The organism is Prevotella sp. S7 MS 2, assembly GCF_000762865.1.
GTDB lineage: Bacteria > Bacteroidota > Bacteroidia > Bacteroidales > Bacteroidaceae > Prevotella.
The window spans coordinates 1-16,424 of sequence record NZ_JRPT01000014.1; the positions used below are offsets into that span (position 1 = coordinate 1).

Below are 16,424 nucleotides of genomic sequence, written 5' to 3' on the forward strand. Positions count from 1 at the left end.
ACTTTTTACTGTCAAATAGTTAATCCAGTGCAAAATTACTACTTTTATCACTATTATTATCATTAGTTTTATGAAACATGTAATAATATTCATTATTAACTGCTAAAGTGTACAAAGCATCAACCTCCCTCTCTAATACTCTTTACCTCTATACCTTTTCCCATCCATATGGCTTATTTCAAGTTTTATAAAACAAAAGTGATTGTTAAAGTTAAAGCACAAAAAAGGTCGTAGGCTATGAACCTACGACCTTTCTGTATAGAGTTTAATATTTACTTAAGCTTCTTGTTCTGCGAAATCGAGCACATTGCGACGGTTAGCCTGCATGCGTTCAAATTCCTCTTTAGAGCCAACGATGAGCTTATCCCACTGACGCAAACCGGTACCGGCAGGAATCAAGTGACCACAGATAACGTTCTCCTTCATACCTTCCAAACGGTCTACACGACCACGGATAGCAGACTCGTTGAGAACCTTGGTGGTTTCTTGGAACGATGCTGCACTCATGAAGCTCTTGGTAGCCAATGCTGCGCGAGTAATACCTTGAAGCATCTGAGTAGATGTGGCAGCAACGGCATCGCGGACCTGTACAAGTTTCAAGTCGCGGCGCTTCAAAGACGAGTTCTCATCGCGCAACTTACGAGCTGAAACTATTTGACCCGGCTTGAGCGTTTCAGAGTCTCCGGCATCGACAACAACTTTCTTACCCCAGATACGATCGTTCTCTTCTGCGAAGTCGAGCTTATCTACCATCTCCTGCTCAAGGAATGTAGTATCGCCCGGATCATCAATATGAACCTTACGCATCATCTGACGAACGATAATCTCGAAGTGCTTATCGTTAATCTTCACACCTTGCAGACGGTAAACGTCTTGTACTTCATTGACGATATATTCTTGAACAGCGGTTGGACCCTTGATAGCCAAGATGTCACTTGGTGTGATAACACCATCAGAAAGCGGTGTTCCGGCACGTACGGCATCATGTTCCTGTACCAAGATCTGCTTAGACAGAGACACTAGATACTTCTTCTGATCACCGGTCTTCGATGTAACAATAATCTCACGGTTACCACGCTTCACCTTCCCCATCGTCACCTCACCGTCAATTTCTGAAACCACAGCAGGATTAGAAGGATTACGAGCTTCAAACAACTCAGTAACACGAGGAAGACCACCGGTAATGTCACCGGCACCACCAACGGCACGAGGAATCTTCACCAGCGTCTCACCAGTCTTGATAGCTTGGCCGTCTTCTACAACGACGTGACCACCTACAGGTAAGTTGTATGTACCAAGCACCTCGCCCTTGCTATTCAAAATATCGCAGGTAGGCACCATCGTCTTATCCTTAGAATCGGTGATAATCTTCTCGGTAAGTCCAGTTGTTTCGTCGGTTTCTGCGTGGTAAGTTCTTCCTTCAACAACATCGTTGAACTTCAATGTACCAGCATATTCGGAAACGATAACAGCGTTGAACGGGTCCCATTTAGCAACAACGTCGCCCTTCTTCACCGTATCACCGGTCTTATTGTACAATATAGAACCGTAAGGAACGTTCAATGTACCAAGTACGATATTTGTATTAGGATCTACGAAACGGACTTCGGCCAAACGACTTACTACCATCTGACACTTCACATCGCTATCGCTTTCTTCTACGAACGGTACTGTACGAAGCTCATCGAACTCAAGTTTACTATTGTTCTTAGCTACAATACTAGCATTAGCTGCAGCATTACCAGCCACACCACCGGCGTGGAACGTACGAAGAGTAAGCTGTGTACCCGGTTCACCAATAGCCTGTGCAGCAATGACACCGACAGCCTCACCAAGTTGAACCATGCGTGCGGTAGCTAAGTTACGACCGTAACACTTCATACAAACACCATGTTTGCTCTCACAAGTGAGCACCGAGCGAATCTCAACACTCTCAATAGGAGAGTTCTCAATTGCCTGTGCCTTATCTTCTGTGATTTCCTCACCGGCATGAACAATCAGCTCACCGGTAGTAGGTTCAAGAATATCGTGAACAGATACACGACCCAAAATGCGCTCATACAAGGTAGAGATGACCTCATCACCATTCTTCAATGCAGTACAAACAAGTCCGCGCAAGGTTCCACAGTCTTCCTCAGAGATGATAACATCGTGAGAGACGTCAACCAAACGACGTGTCAAGTATCCGGCATCGGCCGTCTTCATAGCAGTATCGGCCAAACCCTTACGAGCACCGTGAGAAGAAATGAAGTACTCCAACACCGACATACCTTCCTTGAAGTTAGACAGAATTGGGTTTTCAATAATCTGTGCGCCCTCAGCACCAGCCTTTTGAGGCTTAGCCATCAAACCACGCATACCTGAAAGCTGCTTAATCTGATCCTTAGAACCACGGGCTCCTGAATCCAACATCATGAATACAGCATTGAAACCTTGATCGGCTTCGGTCATCTCCTTCATCAAGATGTTGCCCAAGTCGTTGTTTACATGAGTCCATGCATCGATTACCTGATTGTAACGCTCGGTATCGGTGATAAAACCCATTTCATAGTTGGTCTTGATTTGGTCGACTTCGCTCTGACCACGAGCAACAATAGCTTTCTTCTCTTCTGGAATGATGATATCATCAAGGTTGAACGAAAGACCTGCTACATAAGACATATGGTAACCGAGGTTTTTGATACCATCGAGGAACTCGCATGCACGAGCCATACCCACAGCCTTGATTACATCGGCAATGATACCACGCAAGGTCTTCTTAGAAATAATATCATTGAAATAGCCAATCTCTTCGGGAATAATCTGGTTGACAACCACACGTCCGACAGAAGTCTCTACCATACGAGGCTCCAACTGACCATTGACCAAATCCTTAACAACGACCTTTACAGGAGCATGAAGATCGCACTTCTTTTCGTTATAAGCAACAAGTGCTTCTTCCGGTCCGTAGAATGTAAGACCTTCGCCCTTAGCGCCCGGACGCAACTTGGTAATATAATACAAACCAAGCACCATGTCCTGAGAAGGTACGGTGATAGGAGCTCCATTGGCAGGATTCAGAATGTTATGGCTTTGTAACATCAACACCTGAGTTTCGAGAATAGCCTCGTTGCTCAATGGGAGGTGAACAGCCATTTGGTCACCATCGAAGTCGGCATTGAACGCCGTACATGCCAATGGATGCAACTGAATAGCCTTACCTTCAATCAGTTTAGGCTGGAATGCCTGAATACCGAGACGGTGAAGTGTTGGGGCACGGTTCAACATCACAGGATGTCCCTTCATCACATTCTCAAGAATATCCCAGATAACCGGCTCACGGCGGTCGACAATCTTCTTAGCACTCTTAACCGTCTTCACGATACCGCGCTCTATGAGCTTACGGATAATGAACGGTTTGTATAGCTCAGCAGCCATCAACTTGGGAAGACCGCACTCACCCATCTTCAATTCAGGACCAACAACGATTACCGAACGGGCAGAATAGTCTACACGCTTACCGAGAAGGTTTTGGCGGAAACGTCCTTGTTTACCCTTCAATGAATCAGAAAGCGACTTCAATGGACGATTGCTTTCGCTCTTAACGGCAGAAGCCTTACGAGAGTTGTCGAACAAACTATCGACAGCCTCTTGCAACATACGTTTCTCGTTGCGAAGAATTACTTCAGGAGCTTTAATCTCCATCAATCTCTTCAAACGATTGTTACGAATGATAACACGACGATAAAGATCGTTGAGATCGGAGGTAGCAAAGCGGCCACCATCCAAAGGAACCAACGGACGAAGTTCTGGCGGAATGACAGGGATAATCTTCATGATCATCCATTCAGGATGATTCACATCCTTTGATGCACGGAATGCCTCTACAACCTGTAGGCGCTTCAATGCTTCAGTCTTACGCTGCTGACTTGAATCGTTGTTAGCACGGTCACGAAGTTCATAAGAGAGGCTATCGAGGTCTAGATCACCCAGCAGGTCGTAAACAGCCTCTGCACCCATCTTAGCGATGAACTTATTAGGATCGCTATCATCAAGATACTCATTATTGGAATCTATCTGATTATCTAAGATATCCAAATACTCTTCCTCTGAGAGAAGATCCATCTTGTGAGAACCGTTGACTTCGTTACCATCAGCATCAGTACGGCCTTCCATGGCCCCCGGCTTGATAACGATATACTTCTCATAATAAATAACGGTATCGAGTTTCTTGGTAGGCATGCCTAACAAATACCCAATCTTATTAGGAAGAGAACGGAAATACCAAATATGAGCAACAGGGACTACAAGTTCGATATGTCCACTACGCTCACGACGAACCTTCTTCTCTGTAACTTCTACACCACATCGGTCGCAGACAATACCCTTATAACGGATACGCTTATACTTACCACAGGCACATTCATAATCGCGGGTAGGACCAAAGATACGCTCGCAGAACAAGCCATCACGCTCTGGTTTATAGGTACGATAGTTGATGGTTTCGGGCTTGGTCACCTCACCATACGAGTTTTCCAGAATCTCCTCTGGAGAAGCCAAACCGATGGTTATCTTCGTGAAATTATTCTTAACTTTTGAATCTTTCTTAAAAGCCATATTTACTTTTGTCTTAATTGTGAATTTGAAACGGAGAACAAGGGAAGATGATTGGAACTCATCGTTCCCAGTTCTCAATTCTCACTCAGATTAGTCGAGCTTGATGCTTAATCCTAGACCACGCAGCTCGTGTAGCAATACGTTGAGTGACTCCGGAATACCCGGTGTAGGCATGGGGTCGCCCTTAACGATTGCCTCATAAGCTTTGCTACGACCGACAGTATCATCAGACTTGATAGTCAAAACTTCCTGTAATACGTGGCTAGCTCCAAAGGCCTCAAGAGCCCAAACTTCCATCTCTCCGAAACGCTGTCCACCAAACTGTGCTTTACCACCAAGTGGCTGCTGTGTAATCAAAGAGTATGGACCGATTGAACGAGCGTGCATCTTGTCTTCAACCATGTGACCCAACTTCAAGAAGTAAGTGATACCTACCGTTGCGGGCTGGTCGAACTGTTCACCAGTCTCACCATCATATAAATATGTAGAACACAAGCGAGGCAAACCGGCTTTATCTGTCCATTCAGACAAATCTTCAAGTTTAGCACCATCAAAGATAGGCGTTGCAAACTTCACACCCAATTTACGACCGGCAGCACCAAGGATAGCTTCAAAAATCTGTCCAAGGTTCATACGAGAAGGCACACCCATTGGGTTCAATACCAAGTCTACAGGACGTCCATCTTCCAAGAATGGCATATCTTCCATGCGAACCACCTTTGATACGATACCCTTATTACCGTGGCGACCAGCAAGTTTATCACCTACCTGAATCTTACGCTTCTTGGCAATATAGACTTTCGCCATCTGAAGGATACCAGAAGGTAACTCATCACCAATAGAGATAGCAAACTTCTTACGTTTCAGTTCTGCATCCATCAACTTATACTTGCGGATGTAGTTCATAATCAACTTCTGAATCATGCCATTAGCATGCTCATCATCAGTCCAGCCATTACTCTGAATACCATCATATTCAAGGTTCATCAATGTAGCAACAGTAAATTTACTGCCCTTAGTGATGATTTCTGCACCAGTATAGTCCTTGACACCTTGAGAAACATGATTCTCTGTCAGAGTCATCAGCTTGTCAACCAAGATTTCCTTCAGGTCATTATTCTTTGCCTCATACTCTTCATCAAGTTTTGCCATCAAAACCTTATCCTGTTTCTTAGACTCACGAGTTTTCACAGCACGAGAGAACAACTTCTTATCAATGACAACACCACTCAAAGATGGATTGGCCTTTAATGAAGAATCTTTCACATCACCGGCCTTATCACCAAAGATGGCACGGAGCAACTTCTCTTCAGGAGAAGGGTCGCTCTCACCCTTAGGTGAAATCTTACCAATCAGGATATCACCCGGTTCAATACGTGCACCAACACGTACTACACCGTTATCATCCAAATCTTTGGTAGCTTCCTCACTAATATTAGGAATATCGCTTGTAAATTCTTCCATACCACGTTTAGTCTCACGAACATCCAAAGAATATTCGTCTACGTGTACAGAAGTCAACACGTCATCGCGAACCATACGTTCAGAGATAACAACAGCATCCTCATAGTTATAACCCTTCCAAGGAATATAAGCCACAAGGAGGTTACGACCTAATGCCAACTCTCCATTTTCGGTAGCATAACCTTCGGTGAGAATATCTCCAGCTTTCACGCGCTGTCCCTTATTACAAATAGGACGGAGGTCTATGGTCATATTTTGGTTCGTACGACGGAACTTAGGAATACGATATTCCTTCAATGCAGGCTCAAAGCTTACATACTCTTCCTCTTCAGTACGATCATATAGGATTCGGATAGTTGTTGCATCAACATAGTCAATGACACCATCACCTTCGGCTGTTATCATGGTACGTGAATCTTCACACACCTGTTTTTCCAAGCCGGTACCTACGATCGGTGCATCATTATGAAGCAATGGCACAGCCTGTCTCATCATGTTACATCCCATCAAAGCACGGTGTCCGTCATCATGCTCCAAGAAAGGAATCAACGAAGCCGAAACAGAGGCAATCTGTTGAGGAGCTACGTCCACCAAGTCTACTTCATTAGGAGCTACCACTGGGTAATCAGCATCCTGACGGCACTTAACGGTATCTCTGATAAATTGTCCTTCCGTAGTCAACGGAGCATTTCCCTGACCAATAATCTTATCCTCTTCTTCTTCAGCTGTCAAATAAACAACATCTTTATTATCCATGTCTACCTTAGCCTCTCTAACACGGCGATAAGGTGTAACTATGAAACCTAGATCATTAATTTTTGCATAGACACAAAGAGAAGAAATCAGACCAATGTTAGGTCCTTCAGGGCTTTCAATCGGGCAAAGACGACCATAGTGAGTATAGTGAACGTCACGAACTTCAAATCCGGCACGTTCACGAGACAAACCACCAGGACCAAGAGCCGAGAGACGACGCTTATGTGTGACCTCTGCCAATGGGTTGGTCTGGTCCATGAACTGGCTCAATGGATTAGTTCCAAAGAACGAGTTGATAACGCTCGAAATGGTTTTTGCATTGATAAGGTCTGTCGGAGTAAACACCTCATTGTCACGAACATTCATACGCTCGCGAATCGTGCGGCTCATACGAGCCAATCCAACAGCGAATTGATTACTCAACTGTTCACCAACAGTACGTACTCGACGATTGCTCAAGTGGTCAATATCGTCTACGGTAGCATTGGAATTTACCAGTTGAATCAAATATTTGATAATCTCGATGATATCATCTTTTGTCAATACACGGACATCAGAATCAGTCTCAAGACCTAATTTTTTATTAATACGGTAGCGGCCTACCTCTCCCAAATCATAACGCTTATCAGAGAAAAATAGGTTCTGGAATACTTCACGTGCACTAGCATCATCAGCAGGATCTGCATTACGCAACTGGCGATAGATGTAATTCACAGCCTCTTTTTCAGAGTTACTGGGATCTTTTGCCAGTGTATTGAAGATGATAGAATACTTATTAGCTGCTTCCGCATCCTTATGTAATAGCACAGAAGCCGTGCCGCTCTCCAAGATTTCATCGATATTGTCTTCGGTCAACTCGGTCTCACGCTCCATGATAACCTCATTGCGCTCAATAGATACAACTTCACCCGTATCTTCGTCTACGAAGTCCTCGTTCCAACTCTTAAGTACACGTGCAGCAAGACGACGACCTAAAGCCGCCTTCATATTTTTCTTGTTAACCTTTACTTCTTCAGCCAAATCGAAGATCTGGAGGACATCCTTATCCTTCTCAAATCCCATAGCACGAAGCAATGTCGTTACAGGCAATTTCTTCTTACGATCAATGTAAGCATACATCACATTGTTAATGTCTGTAGCAAACTCAATCCAAGAACCCTTAAACGGAATGATACGAGCACTGTACAATACGGTACCATTAGCATGTACACCCTGACCAAAGAATACACCGGGTGAACGATGCAACTGTGAAACAACAACACGTTCCGCACCGTTGATGACAAAAGTACCATTAGAAGTCATATAAGGAATTGTACCCAAGAACACATCTTGGATAAATGTACCGAAATCCTCATGATCAGGATCAGTACAATACAGCTTCATCTTAGCCTTCAAAGGTACACTATAAGTTAACCCACGCTCCAAACACTCATCTACACTATAACGGGGCGGGTCAATATAGTAATCCAAGAACTCAAGAACGAAATTGTTTCTAGTATCGGTAATAGGGAAGTTCTCTGCGAACACTCTATACAAACCGTCATTCTTACGTTCCTCAGGCGGAGTATCTAGCTGTAAGAAGTCCTTAAAAGACTTCAGCTGCACATCGAGAAAATCCGGATATGGAAGCGGATTATGCACGCTGGCAAAATTGACTCTGTTATCTACTACTTTTGTCATAAAATATTTATTAACCGACCTTATAAAGCCAAGAAATTTAACTTACAAGGCAAATTAGATGATAAAGACACAAAAAGGTTAGGACCCACCTACTTGGAAGATCCTAACCGTATTATAACCTTGTTGTAAACTGGATTACTTCAACTCTACCTTAGCACCAGCTTCCTCGATAGCCTTCTTCAGGTTCTCAGCCTCGTCCTTAGAAACGCCTTCCTTTACAGTAGCAGGAACTGCGTCTACAAGATCCTTAGCTTCCTTCAAACCAAGACCACAAGCTTCCTTCACAGCCTTAACAACTTGGAGCTTAGTAGCACCTACCTCTGTGAGAACAACGTCGAATGAGCTCTTCTCCTCAGCAGCTGCAGCAGCGCCACTAGCAGCTGGTCCAGCTGCTACAGCAACAGCTGCAGCAGCAGGTTCAATACCATACTCGTCCTTCAGGACTGTTGCCAACTCATTAACTTCCTTAACAGTAAGATTTACTAATTCTTCTGCAATAGCTTTTACGTCTGCCATTTTATTCTAAAATTTTAATTATTCTTGTTATTAATATTTATTTGCTTGACCTTATGATTGATTATTCAGGACGCTCGCCTAAAGTCTTGAGCACACCATGTATAGTGTTTGCGCCTGACTGAAGAGCTGAAACAACGTTCTTTGCGGGAGACTGTAGCAAAGCAACAATATCCGCGATGACTTCGTTCTTGCTCTTGATAGCCACCAACTGCTCTAGCTTGTCAGCACCTACAAAGATGCTTTCCTCAGCATAAGCAGCCTTCAAAGAGGGAATACCCTCTTTAGCATACTCTTTCAGCAACTTAGCAGGTACATTAGCGGTGTGCGTAAACATCACAGCTGTAGTACCTTTCAGTGTACCGTACATAGCTTCGAAATCAATATCGGAAGCCTCGAAAGCTTTGTGAAGAAGCTTATTCTTCACCATCACCATCTTGATTTCGTTCTTGAAGCACTTGCGACGAAGGTTGCTGGTAGCTTCCGCATTCAATCCCGCCAAATCAACGAGATAGAAATGAGGATACTCCTTCAACTTCTCTCCAAGTTCTACAACAATGGTATCTTTTACTTCTTTCTTCATTTTACAAAACTTTTAGAGTTATTCAACTGATTTAGGATCAATCTTGATACCCTTACTCATTGTGCTAGAAATAAAGATACTCTTCAGATATGTACCTTTGGCAGCAGCAGGTTTCAATTTGATAACGGTTGAGATAAATTCTTTTGCATTACCATAAATTTGCTCTGCAGTCATGCCAACCTTACCGATTGATGTATGGATGATACCAGACTTATCAACCTTAAAGTCTATCTTACCTGACTTGACATCCTTAACAGCCTTAGCAACGTCCATAGTTACAGTACCACTCTTTGGGTTAGGCATCAAACCACGAGGACCCAATACGCGTCCTAAAGGACCTACCTTACCCATACAAGAAGGCATCGTAATAATTACGTCAATATCAGTCCAACCACCCTTAATCTTCTCAATATACTCATCAAGACCTACATAGTCAGCTCCAGCTTCTTTAGCAGCAGCCTCCTGATCAGGAGTACAAAGACAGAGTACACGTGTAACCTTACCAGTTCCATTAGGCAATGTGACAACGCCACGTACCATTTGGTTAGCTTTACGAGGGTCTACACCTAAGCGCACATCAACATCTACAGATGCCTCAAATTTGGTAGTAGTAATTTCCTTTACCAATTCTGCGGCTTCTTTCAAAGTATATGCCTTCCCTGCTTCAACCTTCTCAGCTACTGATTTCTGATTTTTTGTCAGTTTACTCATTTTCTTAATTGAAGTTATAAATTATTTACCAGGGAAGTCCCCTTTTACAGTGATACCCATACTTCTAGCTGTTCCGGCAACAAGCTTCATAGCAGACTCTATAGTAAAGCAGTTAAGATCGTTCATCTTATCTTCTGCGATTACCTTTACCTGCTCCCATGTGACAGAAGCTACCTTCTGACGGTTAGGTTGAGCTGAACCGCTCTTTACTTTAGCCAACTCCTTCAACTGCACAGCAGCAGGAGGTGTCTTAATAACGAAGCTGAATGACTTGTCGGCATAGTAAGTAATAACAACAGGAAGAATCTTTCCTGCCTTATCCTGGGTACGGGCGTTGAATTCTTTGCAGAATCCCATAATATTGATACCCTTAGAACCCAATGCAGGTCCTACTGGTGGTGAGGGATTTGCAGCGCCACCCTTAATCTGTAATTTGATTAATCCAGCAACTTCTTTAGCCATTTCTTTGTTAATATTTAATTTTTGAATTTATAAAAGAAGACGCGTATTCGTAACAATAATTAGCCTTCTTTTTCTACTTGCATAAAACCGAGCTCTAACGGAGTCTTACGTCCGAAAATCTTGACCATCACCTTCAGTTTGCGCTTTTCGGCATTTACTTCTTCAATCACACCACTAAAGCCACTGAACGGACCATCCGTAACTTTCACTGTTTCATCCACAGAATAAGGGATATTTACCATATCCTCTATTTCCGTTTCTTCAGCAGTACCAAGCATACGATTGATGTCAGATTGTGGCACGGGAGAAGGATTATCCAAACCTCCGAGGAATCCTAAGCAATTAGGCATGAAGCGCAATGTATGCGCAACATCACCAACCAACTTAGCTTCAACGAAAACATAGCCAGGGAGAGAAATCTTCTCCTTGACTACCCTTTTACCATTACGCAAGGAAGCATGCTTCTCCAGAGGCAAAAGAATCTGGGATACATGCGTACTCAACAACTCGTTATGCTTCATTTCGGCCTCGATGTATTCTTTCAACTTAGCCTCTTTTCCACTCACGGCACGTAGTACATACCAGTTCATTCCTGTTTCAGACATTTTCCTTGAATAATTAATTTGGATAGATGACTCCCATCACAAACTTAAACACGCTGTCCATAGCGAACACCACAATTGCAATGACTAGGGAAGCAGATAATACAACCATTGCACTATGGGTCAATTCGGCACGTGTTGGCCATGTAGTTTTATGCACAAGCTCATCATAGCAAGCTTTGCAGTAATTCACTATCTTATTCATATTATCTTTAATTTGCACGGGTTGAAAGACTCGAACTCTCGACACCTGGTTTTGGAGACCAGTGCTCTACCAACTGAGCTAAACCCGTAGATAAAGTTCCCGTAACCGAAGTTGCGGGAACTTCCTATATTATCTTAATAAGATAGTATTCTTTATTAGAGAATATCAGTGATCTGACCTGAACCTACAGTACGTCCACCTTCGCGGATAGCGAAACGAAGACCCTTGTTCAATGCTACAGGGTAAATCAACTTAACCTCGATCTCTACGTTATCACCGGGCATTACCATTTCTACACCTTCTGGCAAAGTAATTTCACCGGTACAGTCCATGGTACGGAGGTAGAACTGAGGACGATATTTGTTTCCGAATGGAGTATGACGTCCACCTTCTTCTTTCTTCAATACGTAGATAGAAGCCTTGAAGTGATCGTGAGGAGTAATAGCGCCCGGATGAACAACTACCATACCACGCTTAACTTCTGCCTTATCAATACCGCGGAGCAACAGACCAACGTTATCACCAGCTTCACCCTCATCAAGGAGCTTGCGGAACATTTCAACGCCTGTTACAACAGACTTCTTGTCTTCACCAAGACCGAGCAACTGTACTTCGTCACTTACCTTAACCTTGCCAGTTTCGATACGACCTGTAACTACAGTACCACGACCTGTGATTGAGAATACGTCCTCGATAGGCATCAAGAAAGGCTTATCCAAATCACGCTCTGGCTCAGCAATCCATTCGTCAACAGTATCCATCAATTTAACTACGCTGTCAACCCACTTTTCAACACCGTTCAAAGCACCAAGTGCAGAACCACGGACGATAGGAGTATCTTCTTCGTATTCGTATTGAGAAAGGATTTCCTGAACTTCCATTTCAACGAGCTCAAGCATTTCCTCATCGTCAACCATATCGCACTTATTCAAGAACACTACCAAGCGAGGTACGTTTACCTGACGAGCCAAAAGCACGTGCTCACGAGTCTGAGGCATAGGACCATCAGTAGCAGCAACTACCAAGATAGCACCGTCCATCTGAGCAGCACCAGTAACCATGTTCTTCACATAGTCTGCGTGACCCGGACAGTCTACGTGTGCATAGTGACGATTTGCTGTTTCGTATTCGATGTGTGAAGAGTTGATGGTAATACCACGCTCTTTTTCCTCAGGAGCGTTATCAATCTGATCAAAAGACTTAGCTTCCTCACCACCGAAACCCTTATCGTGAAGAGTCTTAGAAATGGCAGCTGTCAAAGTCGTCTTACCGTGGTCTACGTGACCAATAGTACCAATGTTAACATGCGGCTTGGTACGCTGGAATGTCTCTTTAGCCATAGCTTAATTGTTTATATTATTAATAAATGTTCAATTAAAGTATTGTTTTTCTTCGTCTAAAAAAATAGTTCGAAGCAGAGCTGTAACTGAGAGTTGAACTCAGGACCTCTTCCTTACCAAGGAAGTGCTCTACCACTGAGCTATTACAGCATTGGTTTAGAGCGGAAAACGGGGCTCAAACCCGCGACCCCCAGCTTGGAAGGCTAGTGCTCTATCAACTGAGCTATTTCCGCAAAACTTCAACTGAAGTGGGTAGTGATGGATTCGAACCACCGAAGTCGAAAGACAGCAGATTTACAGTCTGCCCCATTTGGCCACTCTGGTAACTACCCTTATTTTTTTGTTTTAGCAACTCTCGGCACTCAACCTAAAGGTTTCATTCCTTGAGCCTCTTGTCGGATTCGAACCAACGACCCCGAGATTACAAATCACGTGCTCTGGCCAACTGAGCTAAAGAGGCAAATCCTTGCAGCCGCTCAGCGACTTAATTTAGGACGTGTTGTAAAACGGCTGCAAAGATACGACTTATTTCTAAATCGCCAAAACTTTTATGTGTTTTTTTTAATGATTGCGCATTTTTTCTTTGAACTTCGTCAATTGCACCTTCATTGAGTCCACCACTAAATCAACAGCTTCTTCAAATGAATCACACGTTTTCTCTACAAAGAGCGTATTTCCTGGCACCATTACTTCTAGACTGACTTCCTTGTTCAAGGCCGTTGCCGGCTTTGCGACTTTTAATTGCACCTCTACTTTCTGAATATCCTCGTAAGTTTTTTCCAACTTGGCGACTTTCTTTTCGATAAACGCCTGTAATTTCTCGGTAGCGTCAAAATGAATCGACTGAATCTTAATTTCCATAGTTCCCTCCATTTTTAAAGGTTACGCCCTAGGGTGGGCTTTAGAATATACGTGCTTCAACTGTTCAAACGTCGTATGAGTATATACTTCCGTTGTCGAAAGACTCTCATGTCCAAGCAGTTTTTTTACACTTTCCAAACCGGCCTCGTGATTCAACATCGACGTGGCAAAAGTATGGCGGAGTACATGAGGTGTTCGTTTTTTCAATGTACAAACCATCGAAAGATACTTTTTCACCTCATTTCGCACCTGAGGATGTGTCATTTTATCTCCATGACTAGATAAGAACAAACACTCCGACTTACATTCAACAGTTGCATCGCGCAGCTTCATATAATCCAGAAGAACATTACAAAGTTCATCACCAAAAGGAATGATACGATGTTTATTCCTCTTACCCGTCACTTTAATCTGTCTGTTCACGAAGTCAACATCCTTATTTTCCAAGTTCACCAACTCCGCCAAACGCACACCCGTCATATAGAACATCATGATCATGCATCTTGCCCGCTGGCTCTCAAAACTTTCCTCCCAAACAGAAGAGTCATCGAGAAGCCTGTCCATTTCCGAATCTCTCAAAAATCGCGGAAGAGGTTTACTCTTCTTCGGACCTTTTACATTATAAGCAGGATCCTTTTCTACTAATTTATGAGAGAGGGCAAAACGATAAAAGGAACGCAACGCACTCAGCCTCCTATTGATAGAGACGGCATTGTTTCCTTTATCCATCATACTCTCCATCCATCCTCGAATGACATCGGAGTCTATTCGCTCCCAAGAGAGTCGACCTTCCAAATTTTTGAAATACGCTTCAAAACCATAAAGATCATCTGCGTAGCTTTTCACTGTCAGTGGCGAACGATTCTGTTCACACTTCAAGTAGTCCAAAAATTTTTCTATCATCATCAAAACGTCCCTCACATCTTATATGTGTCGGTACGAATTTACAGAATTAAATTCAAACTACCAAATTTTTAACGAGTTTTATTCCTCGTTTGCACGCAACTTCTGTACGTAGATAGCGTGTTCCATCTTGAGACGCTTCAAAACAGAAGGCTTGTTGTACTGCTGACGAGCACGGAGCTCTTTTACAACACCTGTCTTTTCGAATTTTCTCTTGAACTTCTTGAGAGCTCTTTCGATGTTCTCGCCATCTTTTACTGGTACAATAATCATGTTTTTGATTTTAAAATTTAAATATTAAACATTTCACAGTGGCATTGTGCCACTAATTGCGGGTGCAAAATTACATCTTATTTTCCTTACTACCAAATATTTAGGAAAAAGTTTTCACACATACCAGTAGCCTAACAGAATTGACAGAATCAACCAGCCAGTGCAAAATCACAATAGTTGTGTACATTCAGACTAGTGCAAGAGAGAAAGGGGGAGTTGTCAAGGACTTCTTCACGTTTCTCTCTTGCTATGGAAACCATCTTATCTGCAAACTCTTGGAATATCTTGACTTCGCGTATTTCGGCGTAATGGACATTTGGTAGGCTGAAACCTCTCGTGTTTTAGTAATGGACATTTGGTAGGCTGGTAATTCCAGCCTACTTTTTTATATTCAGGAACCCATCTATGAACTTCTTTTTATTAACCTCCTTCATTCCATTATGATTACGCAATGCCCTTTTAAGTTGTGAGTTGAATCCTTCCAATAGATTTGTTGTATTGGGTATCTCTAATTCAGGATATTCTTCATACGTATAGAGCCATTTAAGGTGTGTCTTCACCGAACGCCTTGCACTTCTCAGCCTTCTATGTGTATAGGTTGTCTTGCCTGAGATTAGTAGAGTTCGTTCATCGAGGAACTCTTTCCATTCGTCACACCATTTATCAAAACCTGATGTGAATTCTTTTTTCCCGATAGAGAACATCCTTCTCATTAATGCCAGCAGCTCGATGCCTGCGGGCAAATGCGGATTGTTGGTAAGAAGCCTTCTGACTATCTGCAACTGGTGGAATTGACACATCTGTACAGGGCAGGATGTTACAGCTTGTAAAAGCCCAGCATGTCCATCACACACCACTGCCTTTATCCGAGTTCCACCCTCCTCAATGCGTCTGAGTCCCTCAAGGTATTCCTTGTTGGTCTCGTTCCTGACAAACCTACGATGAAGTATCCTGCCTGATGCGGCATCTTGAAAGAGCATCACACCAAAGGTCTTGGAGAAGTAGGTCGTGTCCAGTATTATTGTTGCAGATTCAGGATAGATGGGAGTAAAGCTGTCTGCCACTGAACTTAGCCTACGGCGTATGGTTCTTTCTGAACATTTGTGAAGAGTGGAAAGCTCAGAAATAGTTCGTTTCTCGGTCAGATAGTCACTCCATAAACACACATTGTCTATACGATGACCACTTTGAAATTGCCTGCCACAATCCCTACAAAAGTACATCTGGACATTACGACGATGACCATTCTTTTTAACATTTGAACTGTTACAGAATATACTGTTTTTTTTATTCATAAGCTTTCAAATGCTGCAAAGGTAATGAATAAAGGACATTTGAGAGGTTTCAGCCTACCAAATGTCCATTACGCCCGTATTTCATTAGTCTTGCTCAAATTGCTTCTACTGACACTCTTTCCAAAACCAAGATGGTGGAACACTGACTTGAATGGAGTGATGGTCACAATAAGGTCTCGT

At 43.1% G+C, this 16,424-nt stretch carries 13 protein-coding genes and 5 tRNA genes; all 18 read right to left on the reverse strand.

Annotated elements, in window-relative coordinates:
- Positions 1-276 precede the first annotated feature (276 nt).
- The gene (rpoC, locus tag HMPREF0671_RS03120; RefSeq protein WP_036896667.1) at positions 277-4,596 is read right to left on the reverse strand and encodes a DNA-directed RNA polymerase subunit beta'; all 4,320 of its coding nucleotides are present in this window, start codon (positions 4,594-4,596) and stop codon (positions 277-279) included.
- A 90-nt stretch (positions 4,597-4,686) separates the two neighbouring features.
- Positions 4,687-8,496 carry a DNA-directed RNA polymerase subunit beta gene (gene rpoB, locus HMPREF0671_RS03125; RefSeq protein WP_036896668.1) on the reverse strand — a complete coding sequence of 1,270 codons (3,810 nt, stop codon included), beginning with the start codon at positions 8,494-8,496 and terminating at the stop codon, positions 4,687-4,689.
- 135 nt (positions 8,497-8,631) lie between these two features.
- Complete coding sequence (rplL, locus tag HMPREF0671_RS03130; RefSeq protein WP_036896669.1) at positions 8,632-9,012, reverse strand: 50S ribosomal protein L7/L12; 381 nt, start codon at positions 9,010-9,012, stop codon at positions 8,632-8,634.
- Positions 9,013-9,073: 61 nt separating this feature from the next.
- Positions 9,074-9,592, reverse strand: a complete 519-nt coding sequence (gene rplJ / locus HMPREF0671_RS03135; protein WP_036896670.1) for a 50S ribosomal protein L10 — start codon at positions 9,590-9,592, stop codon at positions 9,074-9,076.
- Between the two features lie 18 nt (positions 9,593-9,610).
- Positions 9,611-10,303, reverse strand: a complete 693-nt coding sequence (gene rplA, locus HMPREF0671_RS03140; protein WP_036896671.1) for a 50S ribosomal protein L1 — start codon at positions 10,301-10,303, stop codon at positions 9,611-9,613.
- A 21-nt stretch (positions 10,304-10,324) separates the two neighbouring features.
- Complete coding sequence (rplK, locus tag HMPREF0671_RS03145) at positions 10,325-10,765, reverse strand: 50S ribosomal protein L11 (protein WP_036896672.1); 441 nt, start codon at positions 10,763-10,765, stop codon at positions 10,325-10,327.
- A gap of 59 nt (positions 10,766-10,824) precedes the next feature.
- A complete protein-coding gene (gene nusG, locus HMPREF0671_RS03150) occupies positions 10,825-11,370 on the reverse strand; it encodes a transcription termination/antitermination protein NusG (protein WP_036896673.1) in 546 nt (181 codons plus the stop codon).
- A 13-nt stretch (positions 11,371-11,383) separates the two neighbouring features.
- Positions 11,384-11,572 carry a preprotein translocase subunit SecE gene (gene secE, locus HMPREF0671_RS03155; RefSeq protein WP_036896677.1) on the reverse strand — a complete coding sequence of 63 codons (189 nt, stop codon included), beginning with the start codon at positions 11,570-11,572 and terminating at the stop codon, positions 11,384-11,386.
- A 15-nt stretch (positions 11,573-11,587) separates the two neighbouring features.
- Positions 11,588-11,660: transfer RNA gene (locus tag HMPREF0671_RS03160), tRNA-Trp, on the reverse strand.
- 67 nt (positions 11,661-11,727) lie between these two features.
- Positions 11,728-12,912, reverse strand: coding sequence for an elongation factor Tu (tuf, locus tag HMPREF0671_RS03165; RefSeq protein ID WP_036896674.1), 1,185 nt, complete (start codon positions 12,910-12,912; stop codon positions 11,728-11,730).
- Positions 12,913-12,990: 78 nt separating this feature from the next.
- Positions 12,991-13,062 (reverse strand) — tRNA-Thr (locus HMPREF0671_RS03170).
- 10 nt (positions 13,063-13,072) lie between these two features.
- Positions 13,073-13,145: transfer RNA gene (locus HMPREF0671_RS03175), tRNA-Gly, on the reverse strand.
- A gap of 16 nt (positions 13,146-13,161) precedes the next feature.
- Positions 13,162-13,244, reverse strand: a tRNA-Tyr gene (locus tag HMPREF0671_RS03180).
- Between the two features lie 54 nt (positions 13,245-13,298).
- Positions 13,299-13,372, reverse strand: a tRNA-Thr gene (locus HMPREF0671_RS03185).
- A 101-nt stretch (positions 13,373-13,473) separates the two neighbouring features.
- Complete coding sequence (gene hpf / locus HMPREF0671_RS03190) at positions 13,474-13,773, reverse strand: ribosome hibernation-promoting factor, HPF/YfiA family (protein ID WP_036896678.1); 300 nt, start codon at positions 13,771-13,773, stop codon at positions 13,474-13,476.
- Between the two features lie 21 nt (positions 13,774-13,794).
- Positions 13,795-14,679: a tyrosine-type recombinase/integrase gene (locus HMPREF0671_RS03195; protein WP_036896675.1), complete on the reverse strand. Its 885-nt coding sequence runs from the start codon at positions 14,677-14,679 to the stop codon at positions 13,795-13,797.
- A gap of 78 nt (positions 14,680-14,757) precedes the next feature.
- A complete protein-coding gene (gene rpsU, locus HMPREF0671_RS03200; protein ID WP_036896676.1) occupies positions 14,758-14,949 on the reverse strand; it encodes a 30S ribosomal protein S21 in 192 nt (63 codons plus the stop codon).
- A gap of 377 nt (positions 14,950-15,326) precedes the next feature.
- Entirely contained in the window at positions 15,327-16,172 is an 846-nt protein-coding gene (locus tag HMPREF0671_RS03205; protein ID WP_052052800.1) for a transposase, read from the reverse strand.
- Positions 16,173-16,424 lie beyond the last annotated feature (252 nt).

What these genes read in the sequence shown, in the direction of transcription:
- HMPREF0671_RS03195 (WP_036896675.1), bottom strand. Translation starts at nt 14,679, where the DNA reads ATGATGATAGAAAAATTTTTGGACTACTTGAAGTGTGAACAGAATCGT.
- secE (WP_036896677.1), bottom strand. Translation starts at nt 11,572, where the DNA reads ATGAATAAGATAGTGAATTACTGCAAAGCTTGCTATGATGAGCTTGTG.
- rplL (WP_036896669.1), bottom strand. Translation starts at nt 9,012, where the DNA reads ATGGCAGACGTAAAAGCTATTGCAGAAGAATTAGTAAATCTTACTGTT.
- hpf (WP_036896678.1), bottom strand. Translation starts at nt 13,773, where the DNA reads ATGGAAATTAAGATTCAGTCGATTCATTTTGACGCTACCGAGAAATTA.
- rplA (WP_036896671.1), bottom strand. Translation starts at nt 10,303, where the DNA reads ATGAGTAAACTGACAAAAAATCAGAAATCAGTAGCTGAGAAGGTTGAA.
- rplJ (WP_036896670.1), bottom strand. Translation starts at nt 9,592, where the DNA reads ATGAAGAAAGAAGTAAAAGATACCATTGTTGTAGAACTTGGAGAGAAG.
- rpsU (WP_036896676.1), bottom strand. Translation starts at nt 14,949, where the DNA reads ATGATTATTGTACCAGTAAAAGATGGCGAGAACATCGAAAGAGCTCTC.
- HMPREF0671_RS03205 (WP_052052800.1), bottom strand. Translation starts at nt 16,172, where the DNA reads ATGTACTTTTGTAGGGATTGTGGCAGGCAATTTCAAAGTGGTCATCGT.
- rpoC (WP_036896667.1), bottom strand. Translation starts at nt 4,596, where the DNA reads ATGGCTTTTAAGAAAGATTCAAAAGTTAAGAATAATTTCACGAAGATA.
- rplK (WP_036896672.1), bottom strand. Translation starts at nt 10,765, where the DNA reads ATGGCTAAAGAAGTTGCTGGATTAATCAAATTACAGATTAAGGGTGGC.
- rpoB (WP_036896668.1), bottom strand. Translation starts at nt 8,496, where the DNA reads ATGACAAAAGTAGTAGATAACAGAGTCAATTTTGCCAGCGTGCATAAT.
- tuf (WP_036896674.1), bottom strand. Translation starts at nt 12,912, where the DNA reads ATGGCTAAAGAGACATTCCAGCGTACCAAGCCGCATGTTAACATTGGT.
- nusG (WP_036896673.1), bottom strand. Translation starts at nt 11,370, where the DNA reads ATGTCTGAAACAGGAATGAACTGGTATGTACTACGTGCCGTGAGTGGA.